An 18,466-nucleotide genomic window follows, 5' to 3' on the forward strand; every position below is an offset into this window, starting at 1 on the left:
TCTGCCCGAACCAATGCTGATAATGATAAAATGTTGAAGTTAAGTTTGTCCAGCCCCAATTTTGCTAAACCACATGTTGGCTGCAGTGCTTAAATTTTAAAAACCTCTTTTACATCTAGTTCATGTTTGATGGATTGGTATACAATTGCAATTAAATCTGTGGTGTTAGCGATAAATAACGAAAGTATAAAAAGGGTGATTTTATAAGTAAGTATGTCATTGAGCTGTATAGCATAGAAAAGTAAAGAAAAAATTAGTAAAATTAAAAACACTAACATGTTCAAAAAGTTAATCTTGAAAATATCTGGGAATATGTTAGAATTTAAATTACTTAAATAATAATGCTTTTCAAAAACTCCTTCGTCAAAAGAGCTAAACAAATCTTTCATATCTTTTCGATAATCAGTTTGATTAATTGGATTGCCGGTAATCTTTAAATATAGCTCATCAATAAAATTCAAGTGATATCTATGTACACGTTGAAAATTATAAACATCTCTATCAGAGCGATCCAAAAAATACCAAAAAGAATTAGTATACTCTTTATATCTGGCAATATCGCTTAATGAGTAATTTTTCGGATTGAATTCAGTGTAAAATGAAAAATCATTTTCGTTATCTTCCAAAGCTTTTAAAGCTAAATATCCTTGACCATCAGACCCAAAAATTTGTTGATCAATATCGGATATTTCAGTGTACGTAAATTTTCTGAATTTAGGGCCTTCATAACCTCTATACTCTTCAAATAACAAATCTGGAAATTTATTATCAATGATAGCTTTTAAATCGTGGTCTTGGTAATGCCAAAAACTGTACTTTTTTCTAATGTGGAAAGCTACACTTCTTAAGTATGTAATTTTTTTTTTGAAAATTCGTCTATTTCTTTTTTTCGTTCAATCCTAATTGTTTTTTCTGCAAATAGTTTGGAAAATAAATAAGTAACTAGTATCGCAACAATTATTGAGATAACAGAAACCATCATGCTAAGTAATTCCTTTTTGTCAAACGCATTGGTGGGTGTAAAGTAAAATAGAATAATCGACGAGATTGAGAAGATAACGATATATAGGATTATTCTAAAATTGTTATTCATGACCTTAATGTATAAGCTCGCATTGCATCCAACGGGAAGGGCTTGCTGCAGGGCTGGAATTCATTGCTGGTCTGCCCTGGAACCGCTGCTGAATAAAAATATAAACGTACAGGTTAACAAACAAAGGCCCAACAATGTTGGTCCAGCCCGGATGATGCACAACAGCGATAAAATGACCAATGTTCTAATGTCCAGCCAGCCTTGCAGCAAACCCAATGTTGGCAGTAGTACTATTCTACTCTTAGTCCGTCTAAAGAAAAATCTTTCTTGTCACCAACTTTTACAGGTGTCATTAAAATCTCTGTCTTGCTGTTGCTTAAACTTTCAATTTTTACGGTAAAGAAAACATTTGCTGCATCGTTGATGAAATACTTATTAACGATTTTCCCTTTTATTAATAAATCCTTTTTTGGGTTAAATGTCCATTCTATTGTTGGGCAATTATAAAGGACTGCATTTCTATAATTGGCGGAAACGTCAACAGGCATAAAAATTGAAATATTGTCGCCAGCTTTAAACTTGTTATAGATGGAAACCGCCGCTTCTTTTTTCTTAGTGTCACAATCTGAAATTTCTTTCCAGTACTTTTTATAAGGCTCAATTTGTTTGTTAAGGTCTATTGCCTTTTTATTAAGCGTCCTATGTAATGATGTGAAAACAATTGAGCAAATGTCGTCAGGAGCGAATATTCCTAAAGAATGGAAATAGTTGGTAAATGTGGTATCTCGGTCGCCTCTCACCCAGTTATTCCTTAGCCACATGCCAGCTCCAAAATGGACGTCAGCGACGGCTGCTCTTTCGTCCTTCATTTTAAAACTGTCCAACTGTTGCTTTGTCCAGGTTTGCTGAAAATATAAAATTGCTTCGTTAAGATTTTTTGGTAAAGTGATTTTGACTGGCTGAGATTTACAACTAGTCAGAGTGATAATAAAAATAAAAGTTATAAACTTTAAAATTCTAAAAGTCATTTTGATTATTAGGGTGTTGTCGAAGTATTACAGCCAACGTTCAGGGCTTTATGCGGTTGGGATATTTGCCAACGTCCTGCTGGTACCGTTGCTAAATTTATAATTAAGTGTTTATTGTTTGTACAAAAGTTCAAAGATGTTTGTCCTGCTGAAACTGAAGACTGGACTTGCTTTTAGTTGATGATTGTTGGTCAAACCCCCAATAGCGTAAAACCCCATGTTGGTGGCTGTTTTGTCCGCTAATTAAATGAATACAATTGTCCCCACCTGCCAATTTTCATTTCTTTGCTAAATATTTCGCCGATTTTGTATTTTCTAGTTGCGTTAAGTCTAATAGCAGAATTGTCAATTGGATTTTTGAACGTTATGTAGTGTATTAAATTTCCTGCTCTATTTATGAATGGTTCATATTTTATTACGGGTTGATTGACGAAAATAATTCTTTGTGGACCTAAATAAGCATTTGTCGTAATAAGACCAGAAAGTGTCAAACCATATAAAACTAAAAAAACTAGGGGTAGCAATAAAATTGCAACACTAATGTCTTGCAATCTTGATTTTGGCTTCAAAGCCATCTTTTTCTCAATTTTTTTAAAATATTTAAACTGTAAAAAGTATGTTGCGATTAGTGCAAGAACTAAAGTTGGAATTGAAAAGTAGTGATAAAATATTAAGGTGAATTGGAAAGTGTCAAAATATTCAATTTTAATAAATGGATAGGCGATCCCAATACCAATAAGTATCAAAGTCAAATACGTTTTACTTTTCCAGTCTAATTTCATAGTAAATCCTGCTTGTAAAATAGCCACCAACGGGCAGGGCTTGCTGCAGGGCTGGAATTCATTGCTCGACCTGCCCGGAACCGCTGCTGAATAAAGATATAAAAGTACAGGTTAACAAACAAAAGCCCAACAATGTTGGTCCAGCCCAGATGAAGCACAACAGCGATAAAATGACCATTGCTCCAATGTCCTGCCAGCCTTGCAGCAAACACAATGTTAGCAGCATACTCTATTCTGTGAACATTTAGAAAACTTGAAAGTCAACAATGAGGCTGCAAATTTTTCCATCGTCATTTGTCCCCCAATAACAAGGATACATACCGTCGCCATAACCTGAATGAAACATAATTACATTTAAGTCCGGTCTGTTGGGCAAATAAAAGTTTAACCAGTCTCCGATATCTTGGGGGTCATTTTGGTCAATAGCATTTTTCTTAAATTCTGCTGCAAAGAAGTCATCATAAATATTTCCGTCTGGATTTCTTTGCATAAAATCTGTGTCAAACTGGTTATAAAATTGCTGAGTTTCTAAGTCACAAAAGCAACCAAGTCCTGCGTCAACTGGAAAGCCGAAAAATTCATCATCTTCATTTAACTCTTTTATGTCTTGATGTTCTGTCACGGCCATTTCCCATTTTGTTGCTCTATCCTTATAAAACTCAAGTTTTACTACCGCATAACGGTCTCCTGAATTTTCGGTCTTTGCGATGCAAGCAATTACTGGATATTTTCCAGGTTGTACTTTTCTCGTGAAAGGCGAGGTGTCATACAAGCAAACTAAGGGGTCGCAAGCAATGATTTGTCCTGTAGATATATTTACTTCCCCTAAATTAAGAAGTTCAAGAGGTGTATTGTCAACAGTTTTGTTTTCAAAAAATTGGTTATAGTCAACCAATGAAGGTTTAACCTTATTTAGGTCTTTATCCTTGTTGCCAAAAAGTTTATTGAATAGTCCCATAAGAGTTGCTGCTAACGAGCAGGGCTTGCTGCAGGGCTGGAATTCAATGCTTGTCCTGCCCGGAACCGATGCTGACTAAAAATATAAAAGTAAAAGTTAACAAATAAAAGCCCAGCAATGCTTGTCCTGCCCAGCTGATGTTGATTGTGCTAAAATGCCCATTGATACAACGTCATGCCAGACTTGAAGCAAACCCAATGTTAGCGGCATGCTCTTTTTCTTGCTGTTGTCAGTATGCCAGTTTTAAAGTATCACCGTCAACAAATTTACCTTTTGAAAATGAAATTGGAATTATTTCATTAGCCGACATCCCACAAGTTTGTCCATCTTTAAATGTCACATCATAATCGAGAACATAATGAGTAATGTTGAATAAAAACTTGCTAATTTCAGCTATGCTTTTTGCTGAGTCAATAATCTCCATTTCGTTTTTGTCGAACTCTTTAAGTCCATATGTATAGCTGCTATTGCCATTGTCAGTAACTCTATAACCAAAATAAATCCAAAGATTAAGCGGCAAATAATCGTTAGTCATTAATGATGCTTCTTTAATATAATCATTTTTTGGAATTAGTAAAGATTGATTGCCTTTATAAACGCCAACAGAATTTGTTGTCCGAAGCAATGAACAAATTACTTGTGTGAATATTTTGAAACGTTTGATTTGGTCTTGTCCACCACTTGTGATAGAAACAATCAAATGGCTTTTATGATTTTTTAAATCTTCTAATGCTGTCTCCCAATTGTAAGCATACTTTGCTGTCCCTTCAATGTCGCCATGGGGAATTGGTATAGGCATGTGTCCAATTACTATTAATTCGTCGTCAACTTTAAAGGCAAATGAAGAACTGTCGCCACTTGGCTTATTAATAGTTTTGCGATAGTTATCTTTAAAGTCTTTACGAAAAGCTTTAGTGTCAAACGAATTATCGTCTTGAAGAATTACCATTCCCAGAATTATCTTTCTTTCCTTACCGTCTTGCTTTTTACTTTTCCAAAACATTAGAGAGTGTCATTTAGAGTTGCCGCTAACGGCCGAGTATTGCTGCAGGCGGGATATTCATTGATCGTCCAGCCCAGAACAACTGATGATTGAAATTATATTGTTGAAGATAACAACTAAAGCTTAATAGATATTCGTCAAGCCCAAGCTAAAGTACAGCGATGCAAACTGCTGAAGTTTTGATTGTCCACCCCCGCTTGACAGCAATACTTTTGTTAGCGGCTGGCAAGGTTTGTAGGCATTTACGGATTTAATGAACACGGTCTGCCATTTTTAATTTCTTCATATGCTGTCGGGAATGCAAAAACTTCTTTCTTTCCAATTGGGTCGTTGCTCCTTGGTATATGTGTCGCAACTTTTTTTGCCATGCGTTTAAGTTTACCCCAGAACTTTTCAGTTGATTCATTTGCACCATTCCCAATAATCCTATAGTGATTGCCAATCCAGCCAAAGTTTGACATTCTGATTTCTTGGTCATGCGGAAGATTTATTTCCAAATGAATTACGCCTGGGTGTCCTGCCCCGAAATAAGGTATTCGTGAATTTGCTCCTGTTCTAATTTCTGTCCAACCTAACCATGGATTTTCAACTTTACCATCTTCGCCCCAATCTTCTTTACCAAATTTAATTTTAACACCGTCCTTGTTTGCGTCAAGTAACGGAAGTTGTCCTGAAGGAACATGCCAAAGATTGTACTCAGCATAATTTGGAATTGCAAAGTCGTGTCCGTCACCAAATTTTTGTGTTCCAATGTCTGCTTTTATATTATGCTGTTTTTGGGCAATCCATTTCTTATGTCCGCCAGAAACTAAGAATGCAATTTCGTCCTCTTGATTAAGCCAATCGTTCAAGAAGTCAATGTCATTGTCTAATAAATACATTGGAAGCCATGCCATAGTAGAGTGTTATTTTTTGCTTGCCGCTAACGGGCAGGGCTTGCTGCTGTGCTGGCATTCAATGCTTGTCAGCCCGGAACCGAAGCTCAATTAAAAGTTAATGATGAAGTTAACAACAAAAAGCCACATAGATATTCTTCAGCCGGAACCGATGCTGATAGTGAACAAAAAGATGAGAACATATTCGTCAGCCAGCATAGCAGCAAACCCAATGTTAGCGGCTGGCTTTTTTTGAACCGTAAACCTTTTTTATCAGTCCTGTCAAGCAGCCATTACAAATTATTGTCTCCGAATTCCGTTTTTTGACGTGATTTATTATTGCTTGTGTCGCTGCATTAGTTTGAAATTTATGTTGCGCTAACATCTCAAAGCCGCTTATTGCGTATGCTTGTGTCTCAATACAAATACTTTGCAGCATTTTAGTCAATTCACTAACATTTTTATTGTCAACAAGTTTTTCAATGTGAATCCCGTCTCCAGTTTTTGAAGAACCCATGCCACAATAAAAAGCAAAGACTTGATATTTTGAAATCTCGCTTGTGAGGTCTGAGATTGATTTGTTTGAATAGTAGAATTTGTTTCTTAAAGTGAGGTAATCAAAATTCATCGCCGACTCTGCATTAAAGTATTTTGTCGTAGTATCTATTTCCGCCGGATTGTGATAATCTTTAATAACTTTTACAAATATGCTGTCGTTTCTTTTAAGCAGGTCAATTTGATACCAGTGAAAATTTAGTTGAATATTAATCCTTTGGTGCCTGTAGCCAAAATCTATGTCTCGGTCAAAATATGTGCTAAGGCTACTTCTTGATGGAATAAATTTAGATTTTAAATTGTCAAGTTGAGCATAGAGTTTAGTGGCAGAATTTTCTGTCATTACGATGCTGTCCGCCAGTTTGAAAAATACTTGTACTTCTTGTCCAGATGTCTGCAAGAAAACAAGTAAAAAAAATGTCAGTATGTTTAAACGAAGGCTTGTCATATGCTTGCCGCTAACGTTTTGCATTGGCGAAGTACGGGGAATTCATTGCTGGTCCTGCCCGGCCAACGAGCTTTAATTGAAAACGAGAATTACAAGATAAACGAAAGATCAGCCGGAGAGGTCCTGCCCCAAACTAAAGCTGATAGTGAGTTATAGCTGAAGTTACAAGGTCTAGCCCCGTTTTTTGCCAATGCATTGTTGGGCGCCGTTTTAATTTTGACATCAATATGTACCCCACTTTCTAAAGTTAAAAATCTTTCTGAATCCATGTTTAATCTTATAGGTTTTTTCGGTAAGCATTGTGTTGTAGTCTTTCTTTGTTTGGTCCACCAGGAAACTCCTTGCTTCTATCATCATAGGATGTTCATCTATTTGTTGCTCAGTCAAATCACCACTTTCTTGAATTTTAAAGTCCACTGTATCTGAGAGGCAAATACCCACGTCATGAACGTGCTTTGGATTATGATCAACTAGGAATTGTAGAGTTTCATATACAGCAACGCAAGCATTTAATGCATAGGAGCTAATCTCATCGCCAAAATCGTCCATATCAGGAGTGATAGAATTTATGGCTTCGATGAATTGCTCCAATATTAATTTGTCAACTTGATTAAGTTTTGCTTTCTCACACACTAAGATGGCATCAAGCAGTTGGTCTGGATTACCAAATTGATATCTCTTTGAGAAGATTTCATAATCGAAAAACAGCTTTTTGCAAACTGTTACGGCGAAGTCTAGCTGATCTTCAAAATGAAGCGATAAAACCTGCTGGTTATAACAATAAAGGAAGTCTCTATAATTCATGAGGTTCGATTAAATGGCGCCCAACGAGCAGGGCTTGCTGCAGGGCTGGAATTCATTGCTTGTCCGCCCGGAACCGCTGCTGATTAAATATATAAAAGTACAGGTTAACAAACAAAAGCCCAACAATGTACGTCTAGCCCAGATGAAGCAGAACAGCGATAAAATGACCATTGCTCCAATGTCCAGCCAGCCTTGCAGCAAACCCAATGTTGTGCGTTCGCTTTTTGTCCACCGACAAAATTCATTCTTGTCTTAGGAAAATGGTTAAGAAAGATTGATTTTAATTTCATCTTTGTCAACTGAAATTAAAACTAAGTCAGCTTCATTTTCGGGTGTCAACACAACCGTTTTATTGAGAACTTTTGAAAGATTTGTCATATAGTTCATCAAATTATTATGGTCGTCCATTGAGTTGATTTCATTTGGCGTTATGTCGTTTTCAATTTCTTCGGCTATAAAAAAATGGGCATTAACTTGAATTTTGTCAATGAAAACAGTTGCAGTAGAGCAATTCTCTTGAGTCCCGTTCCAGTAGTCAAATATTTTTGTTAGGTCAACCTTATCTTTTTTTACTTCTGTGTCATAAATGTGAAAAGATGTCTTATAGTTCTTGTTCACAAAGTCTGCCCAAATTTGCCAATCTTCCTTTGTTGTGTTATGAACATAAATGTCACGATAAGAACCGTCCCTGTTATAAATTTTGTCTTTAAGTATTTGCCAATCCATAGTCGGAGAGTAAGGCCTGTTTAAAGTGACGCACAACGGGCAGGGCTTTGTGCAGGTGTGGCATTAGTATTCCGTCCGCCCACAGCCGCTGCTGATTGAAAAACTGATGTTGAAGTTAAGTACTAAAGCTCAAAGTTGTTTGTCCAGCCCGAACTACAGCCTGGATTTGCAATTGGCTGATGTTAGTTTGTCCAGCCACACTTGCACAAAACCCAATGTTGGCTGCCGTTAATTTCACTTAGGGTCATTTAATTTAAAAAAGTCCTTGATGTTTTTTTCGTCAACGACCTTACGGTGTATCCAGTCAACTAAGTATAGTTTTTCTGTCGCTAACAACTTTGAAACTTTGGCAATTGACCTTACCAAATCTTTATCTGTGTCCGCCCCATAAAAACATAAAACAGAAACATTGTTGTTGTCATCTTTTACTCCGTAATAGCTTAAGCCTTCGGATGAAATAGAAAATCCATTTTTTATTTGCCCGCCGTTTCCATTAACAGTAATTCCTGCGATTTCAATCTTCGCGTCGCCCAAATAATTTTTAACCTTTTCAAATGATAGTGAGATTGGCTTTGTTATAAGTCGTCTAACGTAGAGATTTTTAAAAGCAGAATAATCCTTGCCTTGATGCATCTCGTGTTCAAAAATATAAGTGATGCTGTCAATTTCTTGGTCAATTGAAGTCTTTTGGTCTTTTGAAATAAATTCTATTTGTCGCCAATCGTCCTCAAGAATATTTAAATTGTTGCTATCAGTTTTATTTTCAAAGTCAGGGAAAGTATTTTCAATCGTCGGAATTGTCATTAAGAGTTCGTTAGGATTTATAGTCTGAACATTTCCTGAAGAGTCGGTCGCAATAATTTTACTTTCCTTTTGATTGTTGCAACCAAAAAGCGAAAACAGTCCGGCTATAAGTCCCATAAATATTAAAAGTTGTTTCATGTCGAATGTTTAATCGCAGCCAACGGGCAGGGCTTGGCGAAGTGGGGGAGTGTTGTTCCGTCCGCCCCGGCAAACCGAAGCCCAATTTATAAATTAATGTTGATGATTGGCACTTAGCTTAATTATTAACGTCCAGCCCGATATGAAGCACAACAGAATTACAACTGCTGAAACACAGCTTCCGTCCGCCCCCATTTTGCCAAACCCGATGTTGCCAGCAGTTTAGTAGAGTGCTTTTGAAAGGTTGTTTAAGAATTCACTTAATGCAAAAACCCGGTCTTCAGATATTACCTTTTTATCTCCGATTAGTAATTCATCTCTTTTAATTTCAATAATGATTTCGTTAAGACTGATTTGTTTAATTAACTCTCTAAAAGTATTGGTGATTTTCAGTTGAGCTTTTAGTTTGTCATTGGTTACTACAAAAAAGTGTCGGCTGAAAGCTTTATCATCTTCGAAATCCAACTCTATTGGATTGATAAGTTCATGAATTTTGTCCAAGAAGGTTTCTGTCCTAATTAAAATATGCCCATAATCTTCCTTCAGTTTGTAATAACCCCAGGGTTGAAATTCTACGCTGGGCCCTGGAGAATATCTCGAGTTGCGAAGCCAATCTTGAATATCGGGGAAGCACAAAAAGAATGGTCGATGTCCATTGTTGATTTTAAAGACAGATCCTTTATCATTTAAACCGTTGCTCCTAAATATTTCAAAAGAAGCAAAAGGCAAATTAAATTCGTGATCTACTTCAACTGAATAAGTGACTTTGAGTCTAGTATAAATGTCGAAAAGTCTCTGAGCCTCATCTATGCTCATGTCAAAAGTGCTAAAAGGGAATGGTACTGTCATAAAATTGCGGGCAACGGGCAGGGCTTGCTGCAGGGCTGGAATTCATTGCTGGTCCGCCCGGAACCGCTGCAGATTAAAGATATAAAAGTACAGGTTAACAAACAAAAGCTCGGCAATGTACGTCCAGCCAAGATGAAGCACAACAGCGATAAAATGACGATTGCTCCAACGTCCTGCCAGCCTTGCAGCAAACCCAATGTTGCCTGCTGTACATCTACAACTTTTCCTTTAAAATCTTTTCCAATGACAAAGGAACTTCGGAATTATGAGTTTCACCGTTCCAAATGTCATAGTCATAGGTCAAATTAGCGTACTGCCTGGTGTCAAGAAATACTTTTGCTTCATTAGTGCCTTTCAAGATTTTGTTTACAGTCTCCTTAGAACCCGAAGCAAAGTATAGATACTTATTTTGACTGAACCCTGTTTGTACATGATTGAACTTATAAATTGAATATTTATCAATCCATAAGGCCGGACTAAGAGCAAAATATTTTGAAAATAAATTGTCTGATTTAAAGAGGCAGAAGAATGCAAAAAGTCCGCCTAATGAATGTCCTAATATGCTATTGCTGTCTACGTTTGTTTTAAATTTTGAGTTTATGGATGGAACTAATTCATTTTTGAGATATGAATAAAATTTTTCTGTCTGCCCGTAATTTTTATCTCGTCCAACTGTGTCATAGCCGCTTATCGTTGGCAAAATAAAATCTCTACGGCGCAGAACATGAAAGTTGCCTATGTGTCCAATACCAACAAAAATTGAGTTCCGTAAGTTATTATACTGGTTTGTTGAAATAAGTTCCCGTAAATGTGTGCCTGATTTTAAATTAGCGTCGCAGTAATAAACTATGCTGTAAGTATCATTGAGATTGTAAGCGGGTGGCAAAGAAATGTATATTTCAAAACTGTCGCCTACAGTTTTTGAATATTCAATTTGCATTTTTGTGTCAAACTGTCCATGAGCAGATGCCAACGAAAGCAGCAGGAAGTAGAACAAGAAATGTCGTTTCATAAACGGAGGGTTCAATTGTATAGCAGGCAACGGGCAGGGCTTGCTGCAGGGCTGGAATTCATAGCTCGTCCTGCCCGGAACCGCTGCTGATTAAAGATATAAAAGTACAAGTTAACAAACAAAAGCCCAACAATGTATGTCCAGCCAAGATGAAGCACAACAGCGAAAAAATGACCATTGCTCCAATGTCCTGCCAGCCTTGCAGCAAACCTGATGTTGGTGGCAGGCGTTTACGTCAAGCTGTTTTGAAAATCCTTTTCAGTTTAGTTATGAAACGATTTTTATTTTTTTCGCCGTCCCAGTACTTTTTCCAATTGACATCAAATTTATCGCCCTTCATAATTTTACGATTGTCAGGCGGCATACCGACAACAGCTTTAAAAGGACCAGTTCCTCCCTCTAAATAATAAACCTCATTGTCGTCTCTAAATTCTCGGCTGAAAAACAAATGAACAACTGTCAAATTTGTTGTCGAGAAATAAATGCTGCTGTCAACCCATTTTGGTGTTTTGTCGTCCTGGTAAAATAAGTCGACAACTTGGTCAAATGAAATTTGTCTGCCTTGCAGTTTATTCCAAACTCTTAAATAACCATTTTCCTTTTCAGTCAAATGGTCGCTAACTGTTCGTTCGCTTGGTTCAATAATAAATTTATAATTGTCTGAAAGTTCGTTAAAGCAATTTTGAGATGTCCAGTGGTGCAAATGAACAAGTAGAAGTTTAAAATGGTCTATAAAAGTGTGTCTGTCCATTGCGATAGTAGGGTGTGTCTTTACGCTTGCCACCAACGAGCGGGGCTTTGCGCAGCCTGGGTATTTGTTGCTGTGTCCGCCCCACTGATGATGTAAATTAAGAAATGAATTTTGAAAGCCAAACAAAATTTGCTTTAATAAACGGTCCAGCCCATGACCAATGATTGGTAGCGAACAATTGTTGAAGATTGTTTGTCCTGCCCAAGTTGCGCAAAACCTAATGTTGGCGGCTGTGTTACTTCGTGGACTATCTAGCACTTAATTTTTAGTCGTTGATGTATCGCTGTAAACAGGGTTTCTGTAAGAAGTAATTTTTTCTAAATAGGGGCCTATTGCATCCTTTCTCCATTCGTTTGATGGGGTATAAACTACAGTTCCATTATTTTCTGTTTGCTGAATTTTTATTTCAAAACTGTCCTTTTGCAAACTAACAAAAATCATTTTTGTCTCCCAAATTCGTGATGGGTGTCCTGGGAAATATGCTTCTACATTTTGAAGCAAATTAATGATTGTGTCAATTTGATTTTGGTTAGATATAATAAAGTCTTTGCCTGTCAAATTCACATTCCAATCAGGTGCTGATGGTCGTAACAGAATTTTAGATATTGTTTTGCCTTCTACTTTTGAAATCGCATTCCATTTGCCCCAAAGTTGTCTTGGTAGAAATTGTCCGATAAATATAAGCCCCATTAAAACTCCAAGTGTAACATTCAATTTTTTATTATTCCATTTTCTTACAATTGAGAATGTTATTAGTAATGCCCCGAAAAGAAGCCAAAGTACTGTATGATAAGTCATTTAAAATATTTGTTTCATACACTGTAAATAATTGGAGTGTCGCAACATAGCAGCCAACGTTCAGGTATTGCTGCAGGCGGGATATTTTATAATGTCCTGCCCGTAACTACTGCTGATTGAAAATATTTTGTTGAAGTTAAAGACTAAAGCCAAATTACTAACGTCCAGCCCGAACCAATGTACAGCGATGCAAACTGCTGAAGTTCCAATGTCCTGCCCCGCTTGCTGCAATACCACTGTTGGGCGTAGGTTTTTTCACAACGGATAGTGTTTTAAATATTCGGTTTTGGGATTAATTTTTGTCCATTCGCCAAGTCCAACCCAATCGTAACCTTTACTTAAAGGAATAACTGGCATTTCAATATCGTCTAAAGAATATTGTTGCTCGTCAAAACTTGCTGGAAATACAAAACTCTCAATATAATTTTTGTCTAATTGTAGAATTAATTTGTCGAAAACTTCTTTGTCAAATTTCTTGTAATTGCTTAAAAGAAAGTCTGCAAACATTTTAAAAACGACTGTAGCATATTCATGAGGTGTTATTGATTGGTCAATATCGTCAGCAATGACACTTAGGGTAGCCCATTTTTCTACTTTCTCAAACGTTCTAAACCCTTTTTGTCCAAAAAATAATCTGGTCTTAGTCGCAAATGGACTTGTATATGGAAACGGGAACTTTCGATTCTTAGGTATTGACGGCGAAAAGGAAATAGTGAATACATAAACATATTTGTCACTTTGCAGCACTTTGTTTGGCTTTAATATATTTTCATTAATAAAGTCAAACACATACTCACTCACTTTATGTGAAATGCGAGGTCGAGCCAAAAGGCTTTTATAATTAACACCCCAACTTCTTTTAATCACAAATGGCATTGCTAAATTTTAGGGTCTTGTAAACTTACGCCCAACGAACAGGGCTTTATGCAGGTTGGGTATTAGAATTGTGTCTGCCCATGCCGCTGCTGATTGAAAATATGTTGTTGAAGTTAAGAACTAAAGTTCAGCGATGTTTGTCCTGCCCGAACCAAAGCCCGGCTTTGCAATTGGCTGAAGCTTAGTTTGTCAAGCCCAACTTGCATAAAACCCCATGTTGTGGGCTGTTGCCGTCAAGTTATTTTGTCTCAGTTTGTTCACGCAATTGTGACATATACCAATTGTGATATTCTTCTAACCGAGTAAAATATAATGTCAGTGCTTTATGTTCATCATTTCCTGTTTCCGCTAAAAAGTAGTCCTGCCAAAAACTTGTTTGTGCCGGATTATATCTTGAAGTGTACCATTCTATAAATCCTTTCTCTCCAAAATAAAAGTCAATTTCATTTTGCGAAATATTACTACAAAACTGATACCCAAGAATAAAATTGGGCAGTTTGCTAATTTTTGCTAATCCCAAATACATTCCCGGTCGCTCTCTTATCAGAGTTAGAAGTAGTTCCGTCAAGTTATTATATTGATAGGTTTTCATTTGCTACTTAGTGTGTTTCTTGGCAATTGCCCACAACATGTGTATTATAGCTAAAGTACGCTACTTTTTATCAAAAACAATTTTTCTAACTTCCTGTGAGTGAATAAAATATCTAAAAAAGCGCGGAAATTTATTTGTAGCGGTAATACACAGTTCATTGTTATTTTAAGTCCAGATTATCAAGCGGGCTTACAATTTTTATCAGGTCTTTATTGGTCGTGTGAAGATACCGCAACGTTGTTCTAAGATCATTGTGACCCAGCAACTTTTGTATCATGGAAATATCGGTACCTCTTTCCAGCAAATGTGTAGCAAAGCTGTGCCGTAACGCATGTATACTGCCCGGCTTAATTACACCGGCTTTTTGCTTTGCCTGCTGTATCACTTCTTCCAGGCTTCGGGTACTGTACGCTTGTCCGGCAACAGCTCCTTCAAACAAATATCCCTTTTTTTGAGGCTTATATTTTAATGCATATTCTCTTAGCATTACCAGCAATACTGCACTCAATGCTACCAGGCGATCTTTCTTACCTTTGGCCCTTTCTAAAAAAATACTCATCCTTTTGCTGTCAACCTGGTATGTTTTTAAAGCTACCACTTCACTCACCCGCAGGCCTGCACTGTAGGCCAGCATCAACATGGTCTTGTGCTTTAAATTGGTAATCGAATTGATTATGCCCGCAACTTCATCCTGGTTAAATACCTGTGGCAATTGTATATGTTTTTTGGGCCTTGGTATTTCCCAAAAAAATTTCTCCCGCCCCAACACTTGTTCATAATAAAATTTCAGTGCGTTGATCCTGCTATGCAGGGTATTTTCGGCTAGCCTTAATTTTTCAAAACAAAAAACAAGGTATCTTCTTAAATCAACTGGTGTTAAAGCGTCTGCATTGTTTTTGCCAACCGTTTGCAGTAGCTGGCTCATCTCTGTAAGATAAGTTCTGATAGTAGAGGGGCTATAGGCTTTTAAAACAAGCTGCTGCTTCATGGCTGGCAATACATGCGCATTGATCGCTTGTATGGTGCCTGCTTTTATAACCGTCAGCGGTTTATAAATGGTGGTGGTTGTCTTTTCTTTAACTCCACTAACTGGTGCAGGTGGTAAAGCTACTTTTGCCGGGCTTACGGCGGGGGTAACTTTTTGCCTTTGTATTAAATAAGTTTTTAGTTCAGCAAAGTCTGTTACAGCCAACCCTTCAAACGCAGCAGTAATGGCCATATAATTGGCTTTATTTAATGGAGTGTACCAGCATTTAAAAGTCTTTGTCCAGCGGCAATCGGTTACCTTTCTTACCGATTTGTTCAGTAAGGGCAGGTTGTTGAAGTAAATGCCAATGCAATCTTTTTCTCTGTGATAAAGTGGCCTCAATGTTACTGTTTCCATGTTTTTAAATTTAAAAATTCAATATTCCGGGTTTCATATTTCACCCGCGGAATAGATTTGTTATTTATTTAAATGGAACAGAGGTAGGAATGACGGTAATATTTTTGAATGGCAAAGCCATCTCTCAGTAACAGGATTTAGGTACGGGAGCAAACAACTTTATGGTACAAAATACAAATTATTGCTACATCTATATAAATTTTTATTAAAAGGAATTTAATCTGAATAATCAAGCAAGAAAATAAGAGACATGTTTTTTAAGAGTCCAAAAGTGTATTTCAGCATCCCTTCATTCTTTCCTCTAGTGGCAAGGTGAGACTTAAAAAATGGTAAGGCAACAGTAGCTACATATTTTTATATGGTAATAGTCTTTAAGGTTAATATACATTTCGACAGATTAATGCTATGGTTTTTACAATGTATAAAAGGTCTGCATAAGGAAGCTAAAGCAGTTATAGATATACTGCGTGATAACGATTATAAAGAATAAACCCTAAGCCCAATACCATACATTAACCATTGCTCTGCACAGACTGGAAGTCCCACTTCATTCGTTACCTTATAGAATTCTTAAATCCCCGATAGTTTAGTCATACTAGACAATTTTATGAACTAGTAAGTAAAATGATCTAATATATTAAAATCATCGCCGCAGAAATAACAATGAATTTGACGTTGTTGAAGGATCAGAGTTTCTATATATGAGAGAAGGCAATTTTTAAGAGTAAAAACTTTACATAAATTATTTAGAAATATTGTTTATTTTTTTTTGCCAATAAGCCTGCAATAAATAAAGGGCTTAAATATGACACACATTTTAGTTAAGTATATGTAAATCAATAAGATAAGAATCCTGTTCTGGGCACCCAAAAACTACAAACTTAGAACCCGCTTCCAGAGCGGGTTTTTGTTGCGATAAACTTTTCCTTTAGGTTACTTTTTTGATGACAGCTAAAAAATCAAACAGTGAAAAGCTCGAATACATTCATCCCGGCTTTTTTAGACTGAAACTTTGATCTTTTGAATCTTACACTTCATAAGGGGGAAGAAGGAATGATTGATGAAGTTCGAATCTTGCCATCATGGCTTTTAAAAAGTTGAGAACTTCTACCATAACGATGTCAGCTATTTTTATTTTCGCTGGTGATTGGTTTGGTGATCAGAGTTAGTCGGATAGAGTAAAATTCATTAATTTTTGTGACCAATAGGGAAAGGATTTAGTGCACTTCTACGAATTCTGTGCTTTGTATTTTAGACTGGGAACTGAAAATGTCAATTAATTGGTTTTTTCTAAATTTCTGGATTAGCCCAGTCCAATGGTCGGCCTGTTTTCGCTGATCATGTTTTTTTGTCTATCATTAATTAAAACAAGCTGTGCCTGGAAAAGTCGTGCCATAGGTTAATCCGGCTTCCTGTAAAAATCGACTTTCTCCGGTGCAAGCGGCTTGTTACCCAAAATAATATCCGCTGCCTTTTCTGCAATCATCATAATGGGTGCATATAAATTACCATTGGTTACATAGGGCATTACACTTCCATCTACTACCCTTAAACCCTCAATACCATGTACCCGCAAAGTGAGTGGATCTACAACAGACATATTATCCGTACCCATGCGACAAGTGCAGGATGGATGCAAGGCAGTCTCTGCATCACGACGCACCCAGTCCAGTATCTGTTCATCCGTATCAACTGCCGGTCCGGGTGAAAGTTCTCCACCATTAAATTCATCCATCGCTGGTTGATTCAGGATTTTACGGGCACAACGGATGGCTTCCACCCACTCTTTACGATCCTGTTCTGTAGAGAGATAATTGAACAGGATAGCTGGTTTTTCTTTTGGATCCGATGACTTTATTTTTATTGATCCACGGGCATCAGAATTCATTGGGCCAACATGCACCTGGTAGCCATGTCCCCCTGATGGAGACGTACCGTCGTATCGTATTGCCACCGGCAAAAAGTGAAACTGAAGATTAGGGTAGGCCACCATTTCATTGCTTCTGATAAATCCACCTCCTTCGAAGTGATTGGTTGAAGCAGGTCCTTTCTTAAACAACACCCACTGCAGGCCTACCAAGGGTTTGTTATACCATTTCAATGCCGGGTATACGCTTACTGGTTTCTTGCAGCTGTATTGAATATATACTTCCAGGTGATCCTGTAAATTCTCTCCCACACCGGGCAGGTCGTGCAGCACATCAACTCCTGCTGCTTTCAACGTTTCCGGGTTGCCGATTCCAGACAACTGCAGCACCTGCGGCGAATTAATGGCTCCTCCACAGCAAATTATTTCACCTGCGGTAACCCTGTGCAAATTATTTCCTTTCAAATATTCTACGCCGACGGCACGTTTACCCGAGAACAGAATTTTGGTGGTGAGCGCACCGCAGATTACTTCCAGGTTTTTTCGTTTTCCTAAAACAGGATGCAGGTATGCATCTGAAGCAGACCAACGCTTCCCGTTTTTTATATTGCGGTCGAACTTGCCAAAACCTTCCTGTTGAAATCCATTGACATCATCTGTGAGCGGATAGCCTGCCTGTTTGGCTGAATTAAAAAATGCATTGAATAAAGGGTTCGTTGCAGGGCCAGTTTCAAGATGTAATGGGCCATCGCCACCACGAAAGGCGTTCACTCCGGCGGTTCTGTTTTCTGACTTTTTAAAATAAGGCAGACAATGGGCATAATCCCATGTTTCCATTCCCGGATCCCTGGCCCACTTGTCATAGTCCATGGCATTACCACGAATAAAAATCATTCCGTTAATGGAACTCGATCCACCCAACAATTTTCCACGGGCATGATACACCTGGCGGTTATTCATGAATGGCTCAGGCTCCGACTTATATTGCCAGTCATAAAATTTACTGCCAATCGGGTAGGTGAGCGCTGCCGGCATATGAATAAAAATATCCCACCAGGCATCTGTCCTTCCCGCCTCCAGCACCAGCACTTTATGATCCGGATTTTCACTCAGCCGGTTTGCCAGCACACAGCCTGCAGATCCGCCTCCAATAATGATTGTATCAAAAATTTTATCCATTGCT

18 protein-coding genes are annotated in these 18,466 nt (G+C 37.5%); all 18 read right to left on the reverse strand.

Annotated features, from left to right (window positions below):
• Positions 1 to 89: 89 nt before the first annotated feature.
• Entirely contained in the window at positions 90 to 752 is a 663-nt protein-coding gene (locus tag JWR61_RS05385) for a hypothetical protein (protein WP_301926815.1), read from the reverse strand.
• A 571-nt stretch (positions 753 to 1,323) separates the two neighbouring features.
• Positions 1,324 to 2,061, reverse strand: coding sequence for a DUF6794 domain-containing protein (locus JWR61_RS05390; protein WP_301926816.1), 738 nt, complete (start codon positions 2,059 to 2,061; stop codon positions 1,324 to 1,326).
• A gap of 239 nt (positions 2,062 to 2,300) precedes the next feature.
• Complete coding sequence (locus tag JWR61_RS05395) at positions 2,301 to 2,843, reverse strand: hypothetical protein (protein ID WP_301926817.1); 543 nt, start codon at positions 2,841 to 2,843, stop codon at positions 2,301 to 2,303.
• A 244-nt stretch (positions 2,844 to 3,087) separates the two neighbouring features.
• The gene (locus JWR61_RS05400; protein ID WP_301926818.1) at positions 3,088 to 3,801 is read right to left on the reverse strand and encodes a DUF4241 domain-containing protein; all 714 of its coding nucleotides are present in this window, start codon (positions 3,799 to 3,801) and stop codon (positions 3,088 to 3,090) included.
• 229 nt (positions 3,802 to 4,030) lie between these two features.
• On the reverse strand, positions 4,031 to 4,804 hold the full coding sequence (locus JWR61_RS05405) for a DUF4261 domain-containing protein (RefSeq protein ID WP_301926819.1): 774 nt from the start codon (positions 4,802 to 4,804) through the stop codon (positions 4,031 to 4,033).
• Positions 4,805 to 5,046: 242 nt separating this feature from the next.
• Complete coding sequence (locus tag JWR61_RS05410; RefSeq protein WP_301926820.1) at positions 5,047 to 5,700, reverse strand: hypothetical protein; 654 nt, start codon at positions 5,698 to 5,700, stop codon at positions 5,047 to 5,049.
• A gap of 214 nt (positions 5,701 to 5,914) precedes the next feature.
• Positions 5,915 to 6,682, reverse strand: a complete 768-nt coding sequence (locus JWR61_RS05415) for a hypothetical protein (protein WP_301926821.1) — start codon at positions 6,680 to 6,682, stop codon at positions 5,915 to 5,917.
• 222 nt (positions 6,683 to 6,904) lie between these two features.
• Complete coding sequence (locus JWR61_RS05420; protein ID WP_301926822.1) at positions 6,905 to 7,486, reverse strand: DUF416 family protein; 582 nt, start codon at positions 7,484 to 7,486, stop codon at positions 6,905 to 6,907.
• A gap of 264 nt (positions 7,487 to 7,750) precedes the next feature.
• A complete protein-coding gene (locus JWR61_RS05425) occupies positions 7,751 to 8,212 on the reverse strand; it encodes a hypothetical protein (protein ID WP_301926823.1) in 462 nt (153 codons plus the stop codon).
• 234 nt (positions 8,213 to 8,446) lie between these two features.
• Complete coding sequence (locus JWR61_RS05430) at positions 8,447 to 9,154, reverse strand: hypothetical protein (RefSeq protein ID WP_301926824.1); 708 nt, start codon at positions 9,152 to 9,154, stop codon at positions 8,447 to 8,449.
• Between the two features lie 222 nt (positions 9,155 to 9,376).
• Positions 9,377 to 10,003 carry a hypothetical protein gene (locus tag JWR61_RS05435; RefSeq protein ID WP_301926825.1) on the reverse strand — a complete coding sequence of 209 codons (627 nt, stop codon included), beginning with the start codon at positions 10,001 to 10,003 and terminating at the stop codon, positions 9,377 to 9,379.
• 214 nt (positions 10,004 to 10,217) lie between these two features.
• Positions 10,218 to 11,015, reverse strand: a complete 798-nt coding sequence (locus JWR61_RS05440; RefSeq protein WP_301926826.1) for an alpha/beta hydrolase — start codon at positions 11,013 to 11,015, stop codon at positions 10,218 to 10,220.
• Between the two features lie 235 nt (positions 11,016 to 11,250).
• The gene (locus JWR61_RS05445) at positions 11,251 to 12,024 is read right to left on the reverse strand and encodes a hypothetical protein (RefSeq protein ID WP_301926827.1); all 774 of its coding nucleotides are present in this window, start codon (positions 12,022 to 12,024) and stop codon (positions 11,251 to 11,253) included.
• Positions 12,025 to 12,564, reverse strand: coding sequence for a hypothetical protein (locus tag JWR61_RS05450; RefSeq protein WP_301926828.1), 540 nt, complete (start codon positions 12,562 to 12,564; stop codon positions 12,025 to 12,027).
• 255 nt (positions 12,565 to 12,819) lie between these two features.
• Positions 12,820 to 13,440: a hypothetical protein gene (locus JWR61_RS05455; protein WP_301926829.1), complete on the reverse strand. Its 621-nt coding sequence runs from the start codon at positions 13,438 to 13,440 to the stop codon at positions 12,820 to 12,822.
• Positions 13,441 to 13,678: 238 nt separating this feature from the next.
• The gene (locus JWR61_RS05460) at positions 13,679 to 14,032 is read right to left on the reverse strand and encodes a hypothetical protein (protein WP_301926830.1); all 354 of its coding nucleotides are present in this window, start codon (positions 14,030 to 14,032) and stop codon (positions 13,679 to 13,681) included.
• Between the two features lie 160 nt (positions 14,033 to 14,192).
• On the reverse strand, positions 14,193 to 15,416 hold the full coding sequence (locus tag JWR61_RS05465) for a tyrosine-type recombinase/integrase (RefSeq protein ID WP_301926831.1): 1,224 nt from the start codon (positions 15,414 to 15,416) through the stop codon (positions 14,193 to 14,195).
• Between the two features lie 1,399 nt (positions 15,417 to 16,815).
• Positions 16,816 to 18,462: a choline dehydrogenase gene (gene betA / locus JWR61_RS05470; protein WP_301926832.1), complete on the reverse strand. Its 1,647-nt coding sequence runs from the start codon at positions 18,460 to 18,462 to the stop codon at positions 16,816 to 16,818.
• Between the last annotated feature and the right edge of the window lie 4 nt (positions 18,463 to 18,466).

It is taken from the genome of Ferruginibacter sp., assembly GCF_028288465.1.
Classification (GTDB): domain Bacteria; phylum Bacteroidota; class Bacteroidia; order Chitinophagales; family Chitinophagaceae; genus Ferruginibacter.